Origin of the sequence: Streptomyces sp. NPDC047061, from assembly GCF_040643955.1 — a bacterium.
Taxonomy (GTDB): domain Bacteria; phylum Actinomycetota; class Actinomycetes; order Streptomycetales; family Streptomycetaceae; genus Streptomyces.
This window is the reverse complement of record NZ_JBEYVI010000032.1, coordinates 52,754-72,559: the sequence shown is the minus strand read 5'-3', so window position 1 is coordinate 72,559 and position 19,806 is coordinate 52,754. Positions and strand designations below refer to the sequence as shown.

The 19,806-nt window shown below is 73.3% G+C and carries 18 protein-coding genes; 10 read left to right on the top strand and 8 right to left on the bottom strand.

Annotated features, from left to right (window positions below; all coding sequences use genetic code 11):
• Positions 1–231: 231 nt before the first annotated feature.
• The 7 genes from ABZ887_RS35470 (at position 232) to ABZ887_RS35440 (ending at position 6,917) form a co-directional block, all read left to right on the top strand.
• Complete coding sequence (locus ABZ887_RS35470; RefSeq protein ID WP_361298810.1) at positions 232–1,500, top strand: extracellular solute-binding protein; 1,269 nt, start codon at positions 232–234, stop codon at positions 1,498–1,500.
• Between the two features lie 107 nt (positions 1,501–1,607).
• Entirely contained in the window at positions 1,608–2,480 is an 873-nt protein-coding gene (locus ABZ887_RS35465; protein WP_361298807.1) for a sugar ABC transporter permease, read from the top strand.
• Between the two features lie 51 nt (positions 2,481–2,531).
• Entirely contained in the window at positions 2,532–3,416 is an 885-nt protein-coding gene (locus tag ABZ887_RS35460) for a carbohydrate ABC transporter permease (RefSeq protein WP_361298804.1), read from the top strand.
• Entirely contained in the window at positions 3,413–4,090 is a 678-nt protein-coding gene (locus ABZ887_RS35455; RefSeq protein WP_361298801.1) for a bifunctional 4-hydroxy-2-oxoglutarate aldolase/2-dehydro-3-deoxy-phosphogluconate aldolase, read from the top strand. Before ABZ887_RS35460 ends, ABZ887_RS35455 begins: the two co-directional genes overlap by 4 nt.
• Complete coding sequence (locus tag ABZ887_RS35450) at positions 4,087–5,097, top strand: sugar kinase (RefSeq protein ID WP_361298798.1); 1,011 nt, start codon at positions 4,087–4,089, stop codon at positions 5,095–5,097. The genes ABZ887_RS35455 and ABZ887_RS35450 overlap by 4 nt, the downstream gene beginning before the upstream one ends.
• A 37-nt stretch (positions 5,098–5,134) precedes the next feature.
• Positions 5,135–6,169, top strand: a complete 1,035-nt coding sequence (locus ABZ887_RS35445; protein WP_361298795.1) for a lactonase family protein — start codon at positions 5,135–5,137, stop codon at positions 6,167–6,169.
• 172 nt (positions 6,170–6,341) lie between these two features.
• Positions 6,342–6,917 carry a TetR/AcrR family transcriptional regulator gene (locus ABZ887_RS35440; RefSeq protein WP_361298792.1) on the top strand — a complete coding sequence of 192 codons (576 nt, stop codon included), beginning with the start codon at positions 6,342–6,344 and terminating at the stop codon, positions 6,915–6,917.
• 91 nt (positions 6,918–7,008) lie between these two features.
• Here the strand turns inward: ABZ887_RS35440 and ABZ887_RS35435 are convergent, their stop codons facing one another.
• Positions 7,009–8,466 carry an NAD(P)/FAD-dependent oxidoreductase gene (locus ABZ887_RS35435; RefSeq protein WP_361298789.1) on the bottom strand — a complete coding sequence of 486 codons (1,458 nt, stop codon included), beginning with the start codon at positions 8,464–8,466 and terminating at the stop codon, positions 7,009–7,011.
• 355 nt (positions 8,467–8,821) lie between these two features.
• Here ABZ887_RS35435 and ABZ887_RS35430 point away from each other — a divergent pair, with 355 nt between their 5' ends.
• Positions 8,822–9,574, top strand: a complete 753-nt coding sequence (locus ABZ887_RS35430; protein WP_361298786.1) for an SDR family oxidoreductase — start codon at positions 8,822–8,824, stop codon at positions 9,572–9,574.
• Positions 9,575–9,627: 53 nt separating this feature from the next.
• Here the strand turns inward: ABZ887_RS35430 and ABZ887_RS35425 are convergent, their stop codons facing one another.
• From ABZ887_RS35425 to ABZ887_RS35415, 3 genes are all read right to left on the bottom strand, one after another.
• Entirely contained in the window at positions 9,628–10,527 is a 900-nt protein-coding gene (locus ABZ887_RS35425; RefSeq protein ID WP_361298783.1) for a LysR substrate-binding domain-containing protein, read from the bottom strand.
• A gap of 226 nt (positions 10,528–10,753) precedes the next feature.
• Entirely contained in the window at positions 10,754–11,041 is a 288-nt protein-coding gene (locus tag ABZ887_RS35420; RefSeq protein ID WP_361298780.1) for a hypothetical protein, read from the bottom strand.
• Positions 11,042–11,061: 20 nt separating this feature from the next.
• Positions 11,062–12,102, bottom strand: coding sequence for a glycoside hydrolase family 25 protein (locus ABZ887_RS35415; protein ID WP_361298777.1), 1,041 nt, complete (start codon positions 12,100–12,102; stop codon positions 11,062–11,064).
• Between the two features lie 380 nt (positions 12,103–12,482).
• Between ABZ887_RS35415 and ABZ887_RS35410 the strand changes: the two genes are divergently transcribed.
• Positions 12,483–14,003, top strand: a complete 1,521-nt coding sequence (locus tag ABZ887_RS35410; RefSeq protein WP_361298774.1) for an amidohydrolase — start codon at positions 12,483–12,485, stop codon at positions 14,001–14,003.
• An 89-nt stretch (positions 14,004–14,092) separates the two neighbouring features.
• Here ABZ887_RS35410 and ABZ887_RS35405 read toward each other — a convergent pair whose 3' ends face one another.
• Positions 14,093–15,436: a lysine N(6)-hydroxylase/L-ornithine N(5)-oxygenase family protein gene (locus tag ABZ887_RS35405; protein ID WP_361298771.1), complete on the bottom strand. Its 1,344-nt coding sequence runs from the start codon at positions 15,434–15,436 to the stop codon at positions 14,093–14,095.
• A gap of 84 nt (positions 15,437–15,520) precedes the next feature.
• Here ABZ887_RS35405 and ABZ887_RS35400 point away from each other — a divergent pair, with 84 nt between their 5' ends.
• Positions 15,521–16,474, top strand: coding sequence for a methionyl-tRNA formyltransferase (locus tag ABZ887_RS35400; protein ID WP_361298768.1), 954 nt, complete (start codon positions 15,521–15,523; stop codon positions 16,472–16,474).
• 150 nt (positions 16,475–16,624) lie between these two features.
• Here ABZ887_RS35400 and ABZ887_RS35395 read toward each other — a convergent pair whose 3' ends face one another.
• From ABZ887_RS35395 to ABZ887_RS35385, 3 genes are all read right to left on the bottom strand, one after another.
• Positions 16,625–17,560 carry an ABC transporter ATP-binding protein gene (locus ABZ887_RS35395; RefSeq protein WP_361298765.1) on the bottom strand — a complete coding sequence of 312 codons (936 nt, stop codon included), beginning with the start codon at positions 17,558–17,560 and terminating at the stop codon, positions 16,625–16,627.
• A gap of 4 nt (positions 17,561–17,564) precedes the next feature.
• Positions 17,565–18,560, bottom strand: coding sequence for an iron chelate uptake ABC transporter family permease subunit (locus tag ABZ887_RS35390; RefSeq protein ID WP_361298955.1), 996 nt, complete (start codon positions 18,558–18,560; stop codon positions 17,565–17,567).
• A 125-nt stretch (positions 18,561–18,685) separates the two neighbouring features.
• A complete protein-coding gene (locus tag ABZ887_RS35385; protein ID WP_361298762.1) occupies positions 18,686–19,711 on the bottom strand; it encodes an iron ABC transporter permease in 1,026 nt (341 codons plus the stop codon).
• Between the last annotated feature and the right edge of the window lie 95 nt (positions 19,712–19,806).

Below are 19,806 nucleotides of genomic sequence, written 5' to 3'. Positions count from 1 at the left end.
ACTCGCCATCGGCGACCGGTTCGAAACCCCGACCGGCTCGACCCTCCGGACCGTGCACAACCCCGACCGGTCCGACCCGTCCGACGTCCCCCTCTCCTGCTCCCCCCGCTTCCCCCCACTGTGTTCGTAATCCCAGACCTGGTTCGACATATCGAATATCGACCAGGGTCTGGTCGTCCCGCAATCAACAACGAGATGTCGGCCTGTGCCGACGAATGGGTGAGGTGTGCAATGAAGCGCTCCGGGAGACTGCTCGCAGTCGCCACCACGGTCGCCGCCCTGGCGACCACGCTCGCCGCCTGCGGCGGTGGCTCCGGCTCGTCCTCCGCGGACGGCAAGGTGCACATCAAGGTCGAGGCCTGGAAGGGCGGCGGCGCGGAGCCCGCGAACGTCGCGGAGATCAACAAGGCCTTCGAGAAGGCCCACCCCGACATCAAGGTCGACTTCGAGTACATCACCGCGAACGACACCTACACCCAGAAGCTCCAGCCCGAGCTGCTGGGCGGCAAGGCCGGCGACGTGATCATGGTCGACACGGACAAGATGAACAAGTGGGGCGCCTCCGGCTACCTCGCCGACCTCTCCAAGGAGTCCTGGGCGAGCAGCATCTCCGACGCCGCCAAGCCCTTCGCCACCAGCGACGGCAAGGTCCTGGCCATGCCGATGGAGCTGATCGGCATCGGCCTGTACGCCAACATGGACCTGCTGAAGAAGGCCGGCATCACCGAAGTCCCGTCGGACTGGCCGACGTTCCTCGCCGACCTCGCCAAGGTGAAGAAGGCCGGCATCACCCCGATCGCGCTGCCCGACAAGTCCGGCTGGACCGGCAGCTCCACCTTCCAGGCGATCGGCTCCACGCTCGTCTACCAGAAGAACAAGCAGTGGGACGCCGACTTCCTGGCCGGCAAGACCTCCTTCGGCACCGACTGGAAGTCCTCGCTGGAGCAGCTCAAGACCCTTGCGGACAAGGGTTATGTCAGCTGGAAGAACGAGCTCGGCGTCGACGAGTGGTCGCAGGGTCCGCAGGACTTCAGCGCAGGCAAGAGCGCCTTCTGGTACCAGGGCGCCTGGCAGGTCTCCAACGTCGCCAAGGCCGGCTTCCCGGTCCAGTTCGCCCCCTGGCCGGCCGGCGCGGCCGGCACCGAGCCCAACGCGATGCTCTTCTCCGGCACCATGTGGGGCGTCAACTCCCAGTCGCAGCACGCCGACGCGGCCAAGGAGTATGTGGACTTCTGGTCGCAGAGCGAGAACCTCGCCAAGTACCTGGATGCCGAACACGCCGAGTCGCCCTTCACCGGCGGTACGACCCCGGACGCCACGGAGACCAAGACCTTCAACGCCGCCTTCAACGACGGCCGTTACCGGGTGCTGCCGTCCAACTCCTGGTACGGCGCCACCGCCGAGACCGCCGTCGGCTCCAAGATCCAGGCCTACCTGCTGGGCCAGGCCTCCGAGGCGCAGACCCTCAAGGACATCCAGACGGCGGCCTCCGCCAAGTAGACCGGCCGCCCCGTCCCGTCCCGGGACCGCCGCGGTGCGGGTGCGGCCGCTTCCCCGCCCCTGTCGCCCGCCCCACCGCGGCCCCCGGCCAAGGAGGATCGATCCCCGTGTTCCACCGCCGGCGCGCCACCATGGCCGCCTTCCTGCTCCCGGCGATCGCCGTGTACAGCGTCTTCATGCTGTATCCGCTGGTCCGGGGCCTGTACCTGAGTTTCACGGACAGCCTCGGCGGCCCGGTCGCCCACTTCGTCGGGCTCCAGCAGTACCGGGCCATGGCGGACGACCCCGCCGTCTCGGCGGCCCTGTGGCACACCGTGCTCTACGCCGCGGTGGTCGTCGTCGTACAGAACGGCCTCGGGCTGCTCTTCGCGTCCATGCTGTTCCGCCGGCCCCGGGTCCGTCAGGCGCTCAACGTCGTCCTGCTGACACCGACCCTGATCTCCCCGGTGATGGCCGCCTTCATCTGGTCGTACCTGCTCGCACCCGGCGGCGGGCTGAACGGCCTGCTCGACGCGGTCGGGCTGGGCAGCCTCCGGCATGTCTGGCTGGGCGACCCGCACACCGCGCTGTACGCGGTGGCCGCCGTCAACATCTGGATGTTCACCGGCTACTCCTGCGCGATCTTCCTCGCCAGCTACATGAGCATGCCGGCCGAACTGCTGGAGGCGGCCGCGCTGGACGGCGCCCGCGGCTGGCGGCGGTTCCGCAGCATCGAGTGGCCGCTGCTCGCCCCCGCCCTCACCGTCAACGTCACCCTCAGCCTGATCGGCTCGCTGAAGGTCTTCGAGTTCCCGCTCGTCCTGACCAACGGAGGCCCGGCCGGCGCCACCGACACCCTGACCCTGCTGGTGTACCGGAACATCTTCGGCGGCGGGAAGTTCGCCCTCGGCGTCGCGCTGTCGGTACTGCTCCTGGTGACCGTGGTCGTCCTGTCCAGCGCCACCAACTCCCTGCTCAGGCTGCGCGAACGTCGCGTGTGACGGCGCCTGTCACGTCGTACCGCACCTGATCGAACCGGACGGATCGCCACCATGACCTCTGAGACCTCCCGACTCCCCGCCACCGCGCGTGCCGTCAGTCCCCGGACCCCGCGCCGCACCGGCCGACCGGGCAGCGGCCTCGGCACCGCCCTGCTGTGGGTGGGCACCGTGCTCTTCGTGCTGCCGTTCCTCTTCACGGTCGTCACCTCGCTGCGCACCGCCGCCGACGTCGCCCGCGCCCCGCTGGGCATCCCGCACACCTTCACCCTGAAGAACTTCAGCGACGCCTTCCGCCAGATCCACTACGGGCCGAGCACCCTCAACACCCTGCTCATCACCGGGCTGTCGTGCGTGTGCATCACCGTGCTGGGCTCGCTGGCCGGGTATCCGCTGGCCCGGATCACCGCGGGCTGGTCGACGGCGGTGTACCGGCTGTTCATCCTCGGCACCTCCATCCCCGTCTTCGTGGTGGTGGCGCCGCTGTACCTGCTGATGCGGGACATGAACCTGCTCGACACCTACGCGGGCGTCGTCTTCATCTACACCGCGATCAACCTGCCGCTGGCCGTGTTCTTCTACACCAGCTTCATCCGCTCGATCCCGGTCGACCTGGAGGAGGCCGCCGCACTCGACGGCTGCGGCGCCTTCCGCACCTTCTTCGTCGTGGTGCTGCCGCTGCTGCGGCCGGTCACCAGTACCCTGCTGACCTTCGTCGCCCTGCAGATCTGGAACGACCTGCTGGTGCCGCTGGTGTTCCTCCAGGACCCGGGCAAGCGCACCGTCATGGTGAACGCCTACTCCTTCATCGACCCGCACACCGTGCAGCCGACCACCCTGTTCCCGGCCGCCCTGCTCGGGGTGCTGCCGTTGCTGGTCATCTTCGTCTTCTTCCAGCGCCAGGTCGTGGCCGGCATGTCCGCGGGGGCGGTCAAGTGACGATCCCGCGCCCCGCCCTCACGCCCCAGCTGGCCGACACCCGCGCGATGGCCATCCTCCGCTCCGCCGACGCCACCGGACTGCCCGCCGTGGCCCGCGCGCTCGCCGCCGGCGGGGTCACCTGCCTGGAGGTCACCCTCACCACCGCGGGCGCCCTGGACGCGATCACCCGGATCCGGGCGGAGCTGGGCGGCGACGTCGCGGTCGGCGCCGGTACCGTCCTGACCCGGGCCGACCTGCGGGACGCGGTGGCCGCGGGCGCGCAGTTCCTGGTCGCCCCCAACGTCGAACCCGACGTCGTCCGCGCCTCCGCCGACCTCGGAGTCCCCTTCTATCCCGGTGCCTGGACGCCCACCGAGGTGGCCACCGCCTGGCGGGCCGGCGCCGCCGCCGTCAAGCTCTTCCCGGCCTCCACGGGCGGCCCCGCGCACCTGCGGCAACTCCGCGCCCCGCTCCCGGAGATCCCGCTTGTCGCGGTCGGCGGCGTGGGCCTCGACGAGGCCGCCGGCTACCTGGCCGCCGGGGCCCGTGCCGTGGGCATCGGCAACCCGCTGCTGCGCGGAGCGGACCGCACCCCCGGCGACCCGGCCGCCCTCGACGCGCTCACCGGGAGAGCGCGCGCCCTGCTGGAGACGGTCAGGTCCGCGACGCGGGCCGGGAAGGGCGGCCTGTGAACGGTTCCGCGAACGACGCACGGGCCCCGGAGGCGTCACCCCAGCCCGCCCCGGAGGCGTCGCCCCAGCCCTACCTCGTCACCGTCGGCGAGACCCTCGCCGTCCTGTCCGCCGCCGAGCCCGGTCCGCTCGCCATGGGCACCGAGCTGCGCCTCGGGATCGCCGGGGCCGAGTCCAACGTCGCCGTCGGGGTGAGCAGGCTCGGCGGGCGGGCCACCTGGATCGGCCGGGTCAGCGAGGACCAGCTCGGTGAACTCGTGCTGCGCGAGCTGCGTGCCGAGGGCGTCACCGCGCTGGCCGTCCGCGACCCCGCGCCGACCTCCCTGCTCCTCAAGGAGCGGCGCACCGGCACCCACCACCGCATGCGCTACTACCGCACCGCCACCGCCGGGGTCCGGCTCGCGCCCCAGGACATCCCCGAACAGGTCGTCGCCGGCGCCGCGGTCCTGCACCTCACCGGGATCACCCCGGCCCTCGGCGACGCCCCCGCGAGCGCGGTCCGGCGTGCGGTGCGGATCGCCCGGGACGCCGGTGTCCTCGTCTCCTTCGACATCAACTTCCGCTCCCTGCTGTGGAGCGAGGAGGACGCCCGGCGGGCCGTACTGCCGCTGCTGCGCGACAGCGACCTGGTGTTCGCGGGGCCGCACGAGGCCCGGCTCGTGGTGCCCGACCTGCGCGAGCCCGAGGAGCTCGCCAAGGGGCTCTGCGAGCTGGGGCCGGGCGGCGCCGTGGTGAAACTCGGAGCCGAGGGGGCGTACGCGCTCCTCGACGGGGTGCCCTACCGGCAGCCCGCGCTGCCCGTGCGCGTGCACGACTCCGTGGGCGCCGGGGACGCCTTCGTCGCCGGCTACCTCGCCGAACTGCTGGCCGGTGAGGAGCCGGAGCGCCGGCTGCGCACCGCCGCCCGGCTCGGCGCGTTCGCCGTCACCACCGCCGGGGACTGGGAGGGCCTGCCCCGGCGCACCGAACTCGCCCTGCTCGACCACCATGACGACGTGCTGCGCTGAGCGGTGTACCGCGTCGCCGACCGACCCGAGGAACCCCATGCCCACAGTTCTCGCCGGCTCTTACACCCCCGACACCGGCGGTGAAGGCGTCGGTCTCACCCCGCTGCGCCTGGCCGGTCCGGTGCTGACCACCGAGGCTCCGCCGGTCCCCGCGAGCGGTGCCTCCTTCCTGGCCGCCCACCCGGACCTCCCCGTGGTCTACACCACCCATGAGTCCACCGAGGGCGCCGTCTCCGCCTTCGCCGTCGGCGCCGCCGGGATCACCGCCCTCGGCGCACCCGTCGGCAGCGGTGGCGCCAACCCCTGCCACCTCGCCGTCCACCCCGGCGGCGACTGGCTGCTGACCGCGAACTACGGCACCGACACCCTGCCCGGCACGGTCGCCGTGCACCGGCTGGACGCGGCCGGCCGGATCGCCGGCCGCGTCGACGTGGCCGAGCACCGGGGCTCCGGGCCGGTCGCGGGGCGGCAGGAGGGCAGCCATGCCCACCAGGTCCTCGTCGACCCGGCGGGCCGGTTCCTCCTCGCCACCGACCTCGGTGCCGACGCGGTGTTCACCTACCGCCTGGACCCGGTCCGGGGCACCCTGCACCGCACGGCGGTGAACAGGCTGCGGCCCGGCTCCGGGCCCCGGCACCTTGCGTTCGCGCCCGCGGGCGACCTGGTGTTCAGCGCCGACGAGCTCTCCTCGACGGTGACCTGCCATCGCTACGACCCGGAGACCGGCACCCTCGCCGAGCTGTCCCGGGTGCCCGCCACGGCCGTCACGGCCGCCGGGGTGCCCAACCAGCCCGGCGGGATCGTCGTCTCCGGCCGGTCCGTCTGGGTCACCAACCGGGGCGCCGACACCGTGGCCGCCTTCCGGACCGACGGCACCACCCTGGTGCCGCTCGGCGAGACGCGGTGCGGCGGCACCTGGCCGCGCGGTCTGACCGCGGTCCCGGGCCACCTCCTCGTCGCCAACCAGCACAGCGGCACCCTGGCCGCACTGCCGGTCCTGGACTCGGGCGCCCTCGGCGAGCCGGTCGCCACGGCCGCCGTCCCGTCGGTGGTCTGTGCGCTGGCGGTGTGAGGCAGCACCCCCGTAGCCGTGAGCGGGGGAGGGGGCGGGAGGGGGAGCGGGGGGCTCGGCAGCCGGGGGGGATCTCGGCGCGGCCGTAAAATATGGGCGGCGCCCCTCATGTGTACGGCATTCACATCGGGCCGGTAATGTCAGCAGCGTACATATCCCTGAGGGTGACCCCATGCCACCACCGAGCGACTCGTACCATCACGGCGATCTCCGGGCCGCCTGCCTGCGCGCCGCCCGGGAGTTGCTGGAGGAGGACGGCAGCGGGGCGCTGTCGCTGCGGGCGGTGGCACGGCGGGCGGGGGTCTCGCCCACGGCCCCCTACCGCCACTACGCGGACCGCGACGCACTGGTCTCCGCCGTCGCCGCGGAGGGCTACCGCGAACTCGCCACGAGTCTCGCGGCCGCCCATCCCGCGCCCTCGACCCCCGACGACCTGGTCGACGTCGCCGTGGCCTACGTCCGGTTCGCCCTCGACCACCCGGCCCTGTTCCGGGCGATGTTCGCGGAGCCCTGCGACCCCGGCAGCGCCGAGCGGGTCGAGGCGGCCGCCGTGCTCTCCGCGTACGTCGACACCCTCGTCCGGAAGGCCTTTCCCGGCGGGAACCCGGACGGACTGCCCACCGCGGTGTGGGCCCTGGTGCACGGGCTGGCGTTCCTGCACCTCGACGGCAAGCTCAACACGTCCAGCCCGGAGAAGGTCGCCGAGCAGGTCGGCACCGCCGTCCGGGCGGTGGTCGGCTCCGGATAGCCGCGGCGCGTCGCCGTCTGTGCCGTCGGGGGCCTGCGGGATCCTGCCCGGCGCGGGTCCGCAGGGTGTCAGCGCGCGGGTCGGCAGGGCGTCAGCCCGCGTCCGCCTGCTCCCGCTGCCGCCGGTACGCGGCCACGAGGAACACCCAGATCTCGCTGACCGTGGGGAACGGCGCGACGGCGTGCCGGAGGCGTTTCAGCGGGACCTCGCCGACGACCGCCACGGTGGCCGCGTGCAGCAGTTCGCTGACCCCGGACCCGACCATGGTCACCCCGAGCAGCACGTCCCGGTCGACGTCGACGACCAGCCGGGCGTGGCCGGTGTAGCCGTCGGCGTAGAGGTTGGCGCCCTGGGCGGCGTTGAGGTCGAGGTCGACCGTCTCGACGCGGTGCCCGGCGGCGGCCGCCTGCCCGGCGGTCAGGCCCACCGCCCCCGCCTCCGGGTCGGTGAAGAAGACCTGGGGAACGGCGTGCCGGTCGGCGGTCGTGGCGTGGTCGCCCCAGTCCCCGTCGTCCAGCGGCCGCCCGGCGGCACGGGCGCCGATGGCGTCACCGGCGGTCCGCGCCTGGTACTTGCCCTGGTGGGTGAGGAGTGCGCGGTGGTTGACGTCGCCGAGGCCGTACAGCCACGCCCCCTCGACCCCGTCGACCAGGCAGGTCGTGTCCACGTCCAGCCAGGACCCGGGGGTCAGGCCCACGGTCTCCAGGCCGATGTCGTCGGTGCCGGGGGTGCGTCCGGTGGCGAACAGGACCTCGTCCGCCTCCAGTTCGCTCCCGTCGTCGAGGGTGAGCGTCACCGGCCCGTCCGGGTCCGGGCGGCGCAGCGCGGTCACCTGCACGCCGATCCGCACGTCCGCGCCGGCCTCGGTCAGCCCCTGGGTGACCAGTTCCCCGGCGAAGGCCTCCATGCGGGGGAGCAGGCGCCGCCGGGCGAGCAGGGTGACCTGTGACCCGAGCCCCTGCCACAGCGTCGCCATCTCCACGCCGACCCCGCCGCCGCCGATTACGACGAGCCGGCCGGGCACCGTGCTGGAGTCGGTGGCGTGCCGGTTGGTCCAGGGTCGGGCCTCCTCGATACCCGGGACGTCGGGCAGCGCCGGCCGGCTGCCGGTGGCGAGTGCCACCGCGTGCCGGGCGACGAGGGTCTGCCGGGCGCCGTCGTCCCGGGTGACGGTGACCCGGCGCGGCCCGTCGAGCCTGCCGTGGCCGCGGAAGAGGTCGGCGCCGATGGACTTGACCCACAGCGTCTGACCGCTGTCGTCCCAGTCGGTGACGTACCGGTTGCGGCGGGCGAAGACGGCGGCGTCGTCGAGACGTCCGGTGACGGCCTGCCGGGCGCCGTCCACGCGGCGGGCGTCGGCGACCACGAGGACCGGCCGCAGCAGTGCCTTGCTGGGGACGCAGGCCCAGTAGGAGCACTCGCCGCCGACGAGCTCCCGCTCCACGACGGCCACGGAGAGCCCGGCGGCCCGGGCCCGGTCGGCGACGTTCTGCCCGACCGGACCCGCACCCAGGACGATCACGTCGTAGGTGCCGTTCTCGCCGGTCACGCCCGGCGCTGTGTGCGGTCCTGCGTTCCGTTCTGCGTTCGGTTCGCTCATTGCTGCCTCACATGGCGATCGGTGCCGGTCCGAACTGTTGCGAACTGTTCCGGGCCGCGGGGCCCCGAGCCGTCCTGGTCAGGTAACCGCGGGACGTGTGCAGTTGATCGCGGCAGGGCCATGCGCCCGGTGAATGGCCGCCATAAGCGTCGCCTCTGGCCGCGCGCTTATGGCGGCCATCGGATCCGCCGATGGGGAGAACGGAATCGCGGAGGCGCTGCGGCCGCTGTGGACTCCCGTCGCCTCGTGGAGGAGGCGGCGGGACGATGGATTCGCCCCACTTTCCACACTTTAAGGACACCTCATGAGTTCTGCTGATCTGACCGGACGCGTGGCCCTGCTGACCGGCGCGACCAGCGGTATCGGCGCCGCGACCGCGACGCTGCTCGCCGAGCGGGGGGCGCATGTACTGGTCGCGGGACGGGACGCGGACCGCGGCGGACAGGTGGTCGCCGCCGTCCGGGAGCACGGCGGCAAGGCGGACTTCCTGGCGGCCGACCTGCGGGACGCCGACTCGGTACGGCACCTGGCCCGCGAGGCCGTCGCACTGGGCGGCGGCCATGTCGACATCCTCGTCAACAACGCCGGCGTCTTCCCGTTCGGACCGACCGCGCAGACGCCCGCCGACCAGGTGGACGCCGTCTACGACCTGAACGTGAAGGCGCCGTTCTACCTGGTGGGGGAGCTCGCCCCGGCCATGGCCGAGCGTGGGAAGGGCGCCATCGTCAACATCAGCACCATGGTCGCCGAGTACGGCGTCGCGGGGATGGCGCTGTACGCGTCCAGCAAGGCGGCGGTCAACCTGCTGACCAAGTCGTGGGCCGCCGAGTTCGGCCCGCAGGGGGTGCGGGTGAACGCCGTGGAGCCCGGCCCGACCCGCACCGAGGGTACGGCCGTCATGGGTGACGACCTGGACGCCCTGGCCGCACAGGCACCCGCCGGCCGGCCCGCCGAGGCGCGCGAGATCGCCGAGGCGATCGCCTACCTGGTGAGCGACGCGGCGAGCTTCGTACAGGGCGCGATCCTGCCGGTCGACGGCGGCCGTACGGCCGTCTGACACACGGGTGCGGCCGTCCGGCACACGGGTACCGGTGCGGGCGCCGCCCGCTGCTACTCCCGCACCGGCCGGTCCAGCGCGGCGATGAACCGGCCCAGGTCCCGGCGGCGCGAGTCGGCCGGCCACACCACCCAGGTGCGCCGCACCAGCGGCTGCCCGACCAGCGGCGACCACGTCACATGGCCGGGCAGCGGCTGCTGCCAGCCCGGCGGGGCCAGCGCGAAGGCCTGCCCGGACGCGACCGCGGCCAGCTTCACGTCGGCGATCAGCGTCTGCCCCTCGGGGGCCTCGGGGCCGAGATCGAGGCCGTGGCCGCGCAGGACCGCGGTCAGCTCGTCGTACCAGGCGGGGCTGCCGGCGCGCGGGAACCCGACCCACCGCAGGGCCGCGAGCGCGTCGAGCGGGATGCCGTCGGGCCCGGCGAGTTCGGCGGCCTGCTCGGCGGCGACCAGCACACCGAGCCTCTCCCGTACGACGAGCAGCGCGTCGAACTCCGGCCCGGACGGTCGCTCCCGCAGAAAGCCGACGTCCAGCTCACCGGCGCGCAGCGCGGTCAGCTGCTCCGCCGTGGACAGGTGCCGGGCCTGCACCCGGGTCTCCGGATGCGCCTCGGCGAGTTCGGCGAGCGCCGGATCCAGCAGGCCGGGCGGCAGTTCCAGGGGGATCCCGAGGCGCAGCGCCCCGCCGCCAGGGCCCGCGTACCCGGCCATCAGCCGCACCGCCTGGTCGTGCCGGGCCAGCACCGCCCGTGCCTCGCCCAGCAGTGCGGTCCCGGCCTCGGTGGCCGTCACCCCGCCGCTTCCGCGGACCAGCAGCTTCACCCCCAGCTGCCGCTCCAGTCCGCTGATCGTCTGGGACAGCGCGGGCTGACTCACGTGCAGCCGCCGGGCGGCGGCCGACAGGCCGCCCTCCTCCGCCACCGCCACGAACGCGCGCAACTCCCGCAACTCCATGCCGGTATGCCATCACGGCTGCGGACGGGAGTCACGCCAGGCACCGCCGGAGCGACGGCGACCCATCTCCCCCGGAGATGACGAACATCTTCGACTATCCGTCCCAAGTTGGACAGAGCGAAACTCCCGGCGCGTTGGCAAGTGCGACGGTGAACGGCCGGAGGATCGGCGATGTCCCCGGGAGGGCCCGCGGCGGAGCTGCGCCGCGGGCCTGTGTCGTCGGCCGTCAGGGACTGGCGGGGGCGGGTGTCGGGTGCTCCGCCGTCGGGTAGTCGGGCGGGGTCGCCCAGCCGAGGAAGACGCCGGCGACGGTCGCGAGCGGCCGGGAGCGGATCTTCACGGCGAGGTTCTCGAGGAGCCGGAAGACCGTGTAGTAGGCCCCGGTGAGGACGGTCGTGACCACGCTCGCCACGGACGCCGAATCGAACCGGACGCCGAGGTGGACCAGGAGGGTCAGCACCAGTCCGGCCACGATCGGCACGACGGTGCGCATGAAGCTGGTGAAGAGGTTCATGAGGAGGCCTGTCCCGGACGTCAGGAAGCGGGGTCGAGGTGGATGACGACCTTGCGCACGGCGTCCTCGATCGCCGCGGTGACCGAGGCGACCAGCGCGGCGACGTCGATCGACTTGTCGAACGCCGCGAAGGCGGTGGTGAGTTGGGCGACGGCCGCGCTCTGTGCCGCCTCCGTCGCCTGCATCAGCCGCAGGCGGGCGTTGGTGTCCTTCACGTAGGACTGGAGAGCCCAGTACTGGTTGGTCTTCGCGTCCGGCGCGTCGGAGGGGGCCGCGATCACCCCGTCCATGGTCAGGACCGCCTTCGCGGTGGCCGACGCGACGTTGCTGATGTCCTGTGTCTCCAGCACACCGCCGCCCGCGACCAGCTTCGCGACGACCGCGGCCGCGACCTTGTCGATGTCGTCCGTGGTGAGCGCCATGTCTGTCTCCGTTCCGGCGGCCCACGCGCGCAGCGCGGACTCGCTCAGGTAGCAGATGGATCGGTCGAGGGGAGTCGAGGTGAACTGCCAGAACAGCGGTGATCTGCCGGACGGGCCGGGCTTCGGGTGCGCCTCGGCCTGCGCGTAGGTCGCGGCTCCGGACCAGGGGTAGGCGGGGTACCAGAGCGGGACGGTGGCGGGCGCGTGGCCGGCGGCCAGATCGCTCGCCGAGGTGTAGACGCCGACCCGCTGGCCGGGGAACGCCGCCTGCACCTTGGCGATCCACGCGGTGGCGTACGCCCGGATCCCGCCCGCCGTCGTCCCCGCGTAGTTGGCGCCGTCGGCCCTGCGTTCCAGATCGAGCCAGTGCACGAACCCCGGGCGGGCGTAGGGCCGTACGGCGGCGACGTAGTTGGCGGCCTCGGCGGCGACATCCTGGTTGGGCCAGCCGAAGTGGTAGGCGCCGGGCACCAGCCCGGCCTCGATGATGCCCTTGACGTGCAGGGCGAAGCGCTGGTCGTGGGTGTGTTCGCCCTCGCTGGCCTTGGCGAAGGCGAAGACCACACCCTCCGCCGCACGGGCCTTCCAGTCCTGGGCCCCCTGATAGACGGACAGGTCGATTCCACGGCATGTGGACACCTCGCGCCGCCTCCTTTCGTGGTGTCGGTCAAGTGCGCGGCGGGCAGGGCGCGGTGCACGCTCTCGCGGAGCGGCTCGTGCGCGCCCGCCGGCCGTTGCGGGCCGTGGGCCGTTCCCCGTTCCCCGTGGCGCGGCCGCCGGACGGGCGGCCGGTGGCGCCCAGGCCCTTCGCTCCTGCCTGGACGACCAGAGTGGAAGGGCGGACGCCGTGCGTCATGCGCCGTTCCGATCAGCGGACCACCGTCCCCGGCTCCGCGGGTGGGTCGGGGACCACGGGGCCGGGATTGGGTAAGGTGACCCTAAGTTTGACGGTCCCGGTCGACGGCCCTGTCCGAGGCGGCACGGCTCCGGGCGGGTGTGCCGCCACAGAAGGAGGCTCGATGACGGACTTCGCCACCATCCCGCGCCGGCCGGAGCCGGTGACGCTCGCCCGGGTACGGCTGGGGGCGGGCGGACCGCCGGTCGCCGTGCGGGTGGCGGACGGCAGGGTCACCCACGTCGTCCCGGAACAGGGGGTCGCGGAGCCCGCCGGACCGGCCGCGGGGGAGCAGGTCCTCGATCTGGAAGGCCGGGTCCTCCTGCCGGGGCTCTGGGACGCCCATGTCCACCTCGCCGAGTGGGCGAGCGCGCGCCGCCGGCTCGACCTCTCCGGGACCGCCTCCGCGCAGGAGGTCGCCGACCGGGTGCGCGCCCACGGCGGTACCGCGCCCGCCGCGGGGACGGTGCTCTTCGGATACGGCTTCCGGGACGGGCTCTGGCCCGACGCCCCGGACAAGCGGCTCCTCGACGCGGCCCTGCCGGACCGGCCGGTCGCCCTGGTCAGCGCCGATCTGCACGCCGTGTGGCTGAACTCCGCCTGCCTGGCCCTGGCCGGCCGCGGCGACCACCCGACCGGACTGATCCGGGAGGCGGAGGGGCACGAGGTCCTCTCGGCCCTGCCCGAGGTGCCGGACGGGACACTGGACGGCTGGGTCGCCGACGCCTGCCGGGCCGCCGCCGCCCGCGGGGTCACCGGGGTCGTCGACTTCCAGTACGGCGACACCGTGGGCGCCTGGGAGCGGCGCTCGGCACGGTTCCCGCCGGCCGTACGGGTGTCCGCCGCCGCCTACCCGAGCCACCTGGACGCGGCCGTGGCACGCGGGCTGCGCACCGGCTCCGCGATCGGCGCGTCCGACGGCCTGGTGCGGGTCGGCCCGCTCAAGCTCTTCACCGACGGCTCGCTCAACACCCGTACCGCGCTGTGCCGCGACCCCTACCCGGGTCTTGAGGGCACGGACGGCTCGCACGGCATCGAGCAGACGGGACCGCACGAGCTGGTACGGATCATGCGCCGGGCCGCCGCCCACGGCATCGAGCCGGCGGTGCACGCCATCGGCGACCGGGCCAACACCGTGGCCCTGGACGCCTTCGAGGCGGTGCGCTGCCGCGGCCGGATCGAGCACGCGCAGCTGCTGAGCCCCGAAGACCTGCCGCGTTTCGCGGAGTTGGGCGTCACGGCAGGGGTGCAGCCGCGGCACGCGACGGACGACCGTGACGTGGCGGACCGGTACTGGGCGGGACGCACCGGCCGCGCCTTCGCGTACGCCGACCTGCTGGCCGCCGGGGCGCGGCTGGAGTTCGGCTCGGACGCCCCCGTCTCGCCGCTCGACCCCTGGCTCGCGATCGCGTCGGCCGTCGCCCGCACCGACGACGGCCGCCCCGCCTGGCACCCGGAACAGCGCCTGCCGGTACGGGACGCACTGGCCGCGGCGGCCCGCGGGCGCCGGCTCATCAGGGTCGGGGACCCGGCCGACCTGGTGGTCGTGGACGCGGACCCGTCGGCGGCGGACCCGGACACCCTGCGCGCGATGCCGGTGCACGCCACGATGACGGCCGGCCGCTGGACCCACGGACCGTACTGACACCGCCCGCCTTCGAGGGACTTGGGCGGACCCCGTGGCCCGGACGGGACCGTACCGTCCGGGCCACGGGAGTGCGGGGGCGCGGCGGGTCAGGCCGCCGTCGCCCGGTCGGCCAGCAGGGATCCGTGGATCTCCTGCGCCCGGACCGCCACGGTCGACAGCAGGGTGCTGGTGAGCCCGTGGGTGTGCTCGGTCCCGCCCTGGAGGTAGATGCCGGCCGCGACCTCCGGGACCGTCTCGACGCGGTGGTCCCGGCCGACCCGGATCTCGTCGCCGTCGTCCTTGAGGCACAGCTTGGCCGCGTCGCCCATGAGCGCGGTCAGGTCCCGGGGCCGGTAGCCGGTGGCGAGCACCAGGACGTCGGCGGGGAGCGTCTGCTGTTCGCCGGTGGGCAGGAACTCGACGGTGATGTCGAGACCGCCGTCCGTGCCGTCCGCGCCCGGTGTGCCGGGCGCGACCTCGCGGACGCGGGAGACGTTGAGGAAGCGCAGCCGCTCCCGGCCCGCCACCTTCTCCCGGTAGGTGGTGGCGTACAGCGACTCGATCAGGTCCATGTCGACGACCGAGTAGTTGGTGGAGCGGTGGTAGTCCAGCAGGGACTGCTTGACCGCGGACGGCGCGGAGAAGTAGACGTCCACCGCCTCCGGATCGAAGATCCGGTTGGCGAACGGGCTGTCGTCCGCGGGCGTGTAGCCGTACTTGGCGAAGACCGAGCAGACCTCGGCGTCCGGGAACGTGCGGTGCAGGTAGTCCACCGTCTCGGCGGCGCTCTGCCCGGCACCGAGCACGACGGCCCGCCGCACCGGCGCACCCGTCGCGGCCAGTTGTTCGGCCCGCGGGATCAACTCGCTGTTGTGCCAGACCCGTTCGGCGAGCTCCAGCCCCGGCGGCACATGCGGCTCAAGGCCCATCGCCACGCTGATGTTGCGCGTGCGGTGGGTCACGGTGGTCCCCGGGCGGGCCGTGTCACGGCAGGTGACGTCGAAGAACGTCACCCGGCCGTCGTCGTCGCGCACCGGGTCCACGGCGACCACCTCGCTGCCGTACGACACCTGGTGGGCGACCCGCGCCGCCGCCCACTCGAAGTACTCGTGGAACTCCATCCGCAGCGGGAAGAGGGTCTTCTGGTTCAGGAAGTCGATCAGTCTGCCCTGTTCGCGCAGGAAGCAGAGGAAGCTGTAGTCGCTGGTCGGGTTGCGCAGGGTGACGAGGTCCTTGAGGAAGGAGACCTGCATCGTGGCGTCGTCGATCAGCATGCCCCGGTGCCAGCCGAACCGCGGCTGCCGTTCCAGGAACAGGGCGTTGAGACGGCTGTCCGCCGCGAGACCCGCGTTGTGCTCCTCAACCGCTATGGACAGAGCGAGATTTGACGGGCCGAAACCGATTCCGATGATGTCGTGGACGACGTCGGAACCCATGACCGGTGATTTCACCTTTGCATCGCCTCCCTCAGGCAGACCCATGCTAGATAAGGTAAGGCTTACCTAGCAATGGAGTCAGTGAAGGGAAGGACCGTCATGCGGGTCGTCATGCTCGGCTACCAGACCTGGGGTCACCGCACGCTTCAGGCGCTGCTGGACTCCGATCACGAGGTGGTTCTCGTCGTCACCCATCCGAGGAGCGAGCACGCCTACGAGAAGATCTGGGACGACAACGTCGCCGAGCTGGCCGAGAAGCACGGCGTCCCGGTGCTGCTGCGCAACCGCCCCGACGACGCCGAACTCCTCGCCGCCGTACGGGAGTCCCGGCCGGACATCATCGTCGCCAACAACTGGCGGACCTGGCTGCCCCCGGAGCTCTTCGACCTGCCCCCGCACGGCACCCTGAACATCCACGACTCCCTGCTGCCGGCCTACGCCGGGTTCTCCCCGATCATCTGGGCGCTGATCAACGGCGAGGAGCGGGTCGGGGTGACCGCGCACCGCATGAACACCGAACTCGACGCCGGGGACGTCCTGGTGCAGCGCTCGGTGCCGGTCGGCCCCGCCGACACCGCCACCGACCTCTTCCACCGCACGGTCGGCCTGATCGCGCCCATCGTGCGCGAGTCGCTCGACCTGATCGCCGCCGGCCGGGACGCCGGGCAGTGGGTGCCGCAGGACCGCACCCGCGCCAGCTTCTTCCACAAGCGGTCCCTGGAGGACAGCCGCATCGACTGGACCTGGCCCGCGGAGCGCCTGGAGCGCCTGGTGCGGGCCCAGTCGGACCCGTACCCGAACGCCTACGCCTTCCACCGCGGCGAGCGGCTCAGGATCGTCTCCGCCGCCGTCTCCGAGGGCCGTTACGGCGGCACCCCGGGCCGGATCTTCATCCGCGAGGGCGACGGTGTGGTCGTCGTCGCGGGCGCCGACGCCCACACCGGGCGCGGACGGGGACTGCTGGTCCGGCGGGTACGCACGGACGACGGCACGGAGTACGCGGCGGCGGACTACTTCCGCACCATGGGCGGGTATCTGACGTCGCGTCCCTGAGCCGGGCGCCTCTCGCAGGGGCGGCATCCCGAGCGGCTCCGGCTCCGGCCGGGGCCGTGTCTGCGGGGGTCCGCGCGTGTGCCGGGGCGGTCTGCCGCGCGGGTTCTTCCGGCGGGGCGGGGAGTCCCGGGCGTCGTCCCGGCCGGCCGGTCAGTCGACCGCGGCCGGTACCGCGCCCTCGGCGTCGCGGGTGCCCTCGTCGCGGGGGGTGCCGCCGTCGCGCATGTCGCCGTCGCGGGCGTCGCCACCGTCGTGGTGGCGGCCGAGCGGGATGACCATCGGGGTGCCGCTGACCGGGTCGGGGGTGATCCGGCAGCGCAGGTCGAAGACGTCCTCGACGGTCGCCTCGGTGACCACCTCGGCCGGTGGGCCCTCGGCGACGATACGGCCGGCCTTCATGGCGAAGACGTGATCGGCGTACCGGCAGGCCTGGTTGAGGTCGTGCAGCACCATCACCACCGTGCGGCCCTCGCGCCGGTTGAGGTCCGTGACCAGGTCCAGGACGTCGATCTGGTGGGCGAGGTCGAGATAGGTCGTCGGCTCGTCCAGGAGCAGCACGGGGGTGCCCTGGGCGACGGCCATGGCGATCCAGGCGCGCTGCCGCTGGCCGCCGGAGAGCTCGTCCACCGGCCGGTCCGCGAGCTCGGTCAGGCCGGTCGCCGCCAGCGCCGCCCGCACCGCCTCCTCGTCCGCCGCCGACCACTGCCGCCACCAGGTCTGGTGCGGGGAGCGCCCGCGGTTGACCAGGTCGGCGACGGTCACCCCCTCCGGTGCCACCGGTGTCTGCGGCAGGATGCCGAGTTTGCGGGCGAGTTCGCGGGTCGCGATGGAGCGCAGGGCGATGCCGTCCAGTTCGACGACGCCCTGGCGCGGGGCCAGCAGCCGGGCGAGGGCGCGCAACAGGGTCGACTTGCCGGAGGCGTTGGCGCCGACGATGGCCGTGATCCGGCCGGTGGGCACGGTGAGGTCGAGGTCGGCCACCACAGGCCGTCCGTCGTAGGCGAGATGGAGGCCGCGGGCCCGCAACTCGGGTCCGGGGGACGGCTGTTCGGGGGAGCCCGGGGTGCGCGGGGCGGTGGTCGACATGGGATCAGCCTCCAGATCCCGCGCGGTTGGCGCGGACGAGCAGCCACAGCAGGACCGGCGCGCCGAGGGCGCCGGTGACGATCCCGACCGGCAGTTCCGTCCCGGGGACCGCCTCGCGGGCGAGGAGGTCGGAGCCGAGGACGACGAACGCACCGGTGAGACCGGAGACGAGCGGGGGCGGTGCCGAGGTGCCGGCCAGCCGCAGCGCGATCTGCGGGCAGGCCAGGGCCACGAAGGCCACCGGTCCCGCTGCGGCCGTGCCGAAGGCGACCAGGCCCACCCCGGTCAGCAGCAGCGCCAGCCGGACCGGCTGGACGGGGGTGCCGAGCCCGGCGGCCACGTCGTCGCCGAGCTGGAGCGTGCGCATCCAGCGGCCCAGGCCCAGGGTGACGGGCAGCAGCACGGCGAGGGCGATCGCCAGGGAGTCCACCTGGCTCCAGGTGCGGCCGTTGAGGTTGCCGACCAGCCAGCCGATGGCCTCCTCGGCCTGGAACCGGTTGCCCCGCGCCACCAGGAAGTCGGTGGCGCTGGTGCAGATCCAGGAGACGCCGATGCCGACGAGGATGATGCGGTAGCCGGTGGCCCCGCCCTTCCAGGCCAGCGCGTACACGAGCAGCGCGGTCGCCAGGGCGCCGAGCAGCCCCACGGTGGACAGCCCGAGCCCGCCGGACCAGCCGAGGACCACCGCCGCGACCACCGCCGTGCCGGCGCCCTCGGTCAGCCCGATCATGTCGGGGCTGGCCAGCGCATTGCGGGTCATCGTCTGGAACACCGCCCCGGAGACCCCGAAGGCGAGGCCGACCAGGAGGCCGGTCAGGGCGCGCGGCAGCCGCAGGTCCCGTACGACGACGAGGGTCCCGGGGTCGCCCACGCCGAACAGGGCCTTGACGACGTCGGGCAGGCTCACCGGGTAGTCGCCGAGGGCCAGGCCCCAGCAGAACAGCGCGAACGCGCCCACGCCGACGAGCACTCCGGTCAGCACCAGGCGCGGCCGCAGCATGCCGGACACCGGGGGCACGGCCAGCCGGAACGGCCGGTCGCGCAGCGCGGGCCGGGCGGAAACGGCGGGAGCGGGAGCCAGGGAGGGAGAGGGCACGGGAGCGGGAGAGGACTGTGCGGGCACGCTCACACCTCCGCGAGTTTCCGGCGGCGGACCAGGGCGATGAAGAACGGGCCGCCGAGGAAGGCGACGAGGACACCGGCCTGGATCTCGGTGGGCCGGGCCACCGTCCGGCCCACGATGTCGGCGGACAGCAGCAGGACCGGCGCCAGCGCGGCGGACAGCGGCAGCAGCCAGCGGTGGTCGGGGCCGATGCCGGCGAACTGGGCGAGCAGCCGGGCGATGTGCGGGACGACCAGGCCGAGGAAGACCACCGGACCGATGACGGCGACCGACGCGCCGGTCAGCAGCACGATCGCGGTCACCCCCTGGAGCCGTACCAGCCCCAGCCGCCGGCCCAGGGAGGCGGCCACGTCGTCGCCGAGCGCCAGGCTGTTCAGGGCCGGGGCGCAGGACAGGGCGAGGACCGCGCCCACCGCGAGGAAGGGCAGGATGCGCACCAGGTCGCCGGAGTCCTGGTCGGCCAGGGTGCCGGCGGACCAGTAGCGGTAACGGTCCAGCGCGTCCTGGTCGGTGAGCACCACGGCACTGGTCAGCGACGACAGCAGCGAGGTGACGGCCACGCCGGCGAGCGCCAGCTTCACCGGGGTCGCCCCGGAGCGGCCGAGTCGTCCGAGGAGGAAGACCAGGACGCTCGCGGCGAGCGCTCCGGCGAACGCGAACCACACGTAGCCATACAGCGATCCGACCCCGAACACCGCGACCGACACGACGATCGCGAAGGACGCGCCCGCGCTCACCCCGAGGATGCCGGGATCGGCAAGGGGGTTGCGGGTCAGGGCCTGCATCAGGGCGCCGGACATGCCGAGCGCGGCGCCCGTGGTCAGGCCGAGCAGGGTCCGGGGGACGCGCACCGACCAGATCACGTTGTCGACCAGCCGGCTCGGCGGATGCCCGAGGACCGAGCGCACCACCTGGTCGAGCGGGATGCTCAACGCGCCCAGCGCCACGGAGAGAAGGGACAAAAGGGCCAGGAGGGCGATGATCAGTGTCACCAGCACCGTGGTGCGAAGCCTTCTGCCTGAAGCCACTTGCCGGTCTCCATGCCGTCGTCCGGTGGTCCGCGAACAGTCCTGATAGCAGGTTAGGTGAGCATAACCTCAGCCGCTGTGACTTGGGCCGCTGA

What these genes read in the sequence shown, in the direction of transcription:
- ABZ887_RS35470 (WP_361298810.1), top strand. Translation starts at nt 232, where the DNA reads ATGAAGCGCTCCGGGAGACTGCTCGCAGTCGCCACCACGGTCGCCGCC.
- ABZ887_RS35460 (WP_361298804.1), top strand. Translation starts at nt 2,532, where the DNA reads ATGACCTCTGAGACCTCCCGACTCCCCGCCACCGCGCGTGCCGTCAGT.
- ABZ887_RS35445 (WP_361298795.1), top strand. Translation starts at nt 5,135, where the DNA reads ATGCCCACAGTTCTCGCCGGCTCTTACACCCCCGACACCGGCGGTGAA.
- ABZ887_RS35440 (WP_361298792.1), top strand. Translation starts at nt 6,342, where the DNA reads ATGCCACCACCGAGCGACTCGTACCATCACGGCGATCTCCGGGCCGCC.
- ABZ887_RS35430 (WP_361298786.1), top strand. Translation starts at nt 8,822, where the DNA reads ATGAGTTCTGCTGATCTGACCGGACGCGTGGCCCTGCTGACCGGCGCG.
- ABZ887_RS35425 (WP_361298783.1), bottom strand. Translation starts at nt 10,527, where the DNA reads ATGGAGTTGCGGGAGTTGCGCGCGTTCGTGGCGGTGGCGGAGGAGGGC.
- ABZ887_RS35420 (WP_361298780.1), bottom strand. Translation starts at nt 11,041, where the DNA reads ATGAACCTCTTCACCAGCTTCATGCGCACCGTCGTGCCGATCGTGGCC.
- ABZ887_RS35410 (WP_361298774.1), top strand. Translation starts at nt 12,483, where the DNA reads ATGACGGACTTCGCCACCATCCCGCGCCGGCCGGAGCCGGTGACGCTC.
- ABZ887_RS35400 (WP_361298768.1), top strand. Translation starts at nt 15,521, where the DNA reads ATGCGGGTCGTCATGCTCGGCTACCAGACCTGGGGTCACCGCACGCTT.
- ABZ887_RS35395 (WP_361298765.1), bottom strand. Translation starts at nt 17,560, where the DNA reads ATGTCGACCACCGCCCCGCGCACCCCGGGCTCCCCCGAACAGCCGTCC.
- ABZ887_RS35390 (WP_361298955.1), bottom strand. Translation starts at nt 18,560, where the DNA reads ATGCTGCGGCCGCGCCTGGTGCTGACCGGAGTGCTCGTCGGCGTGGGC.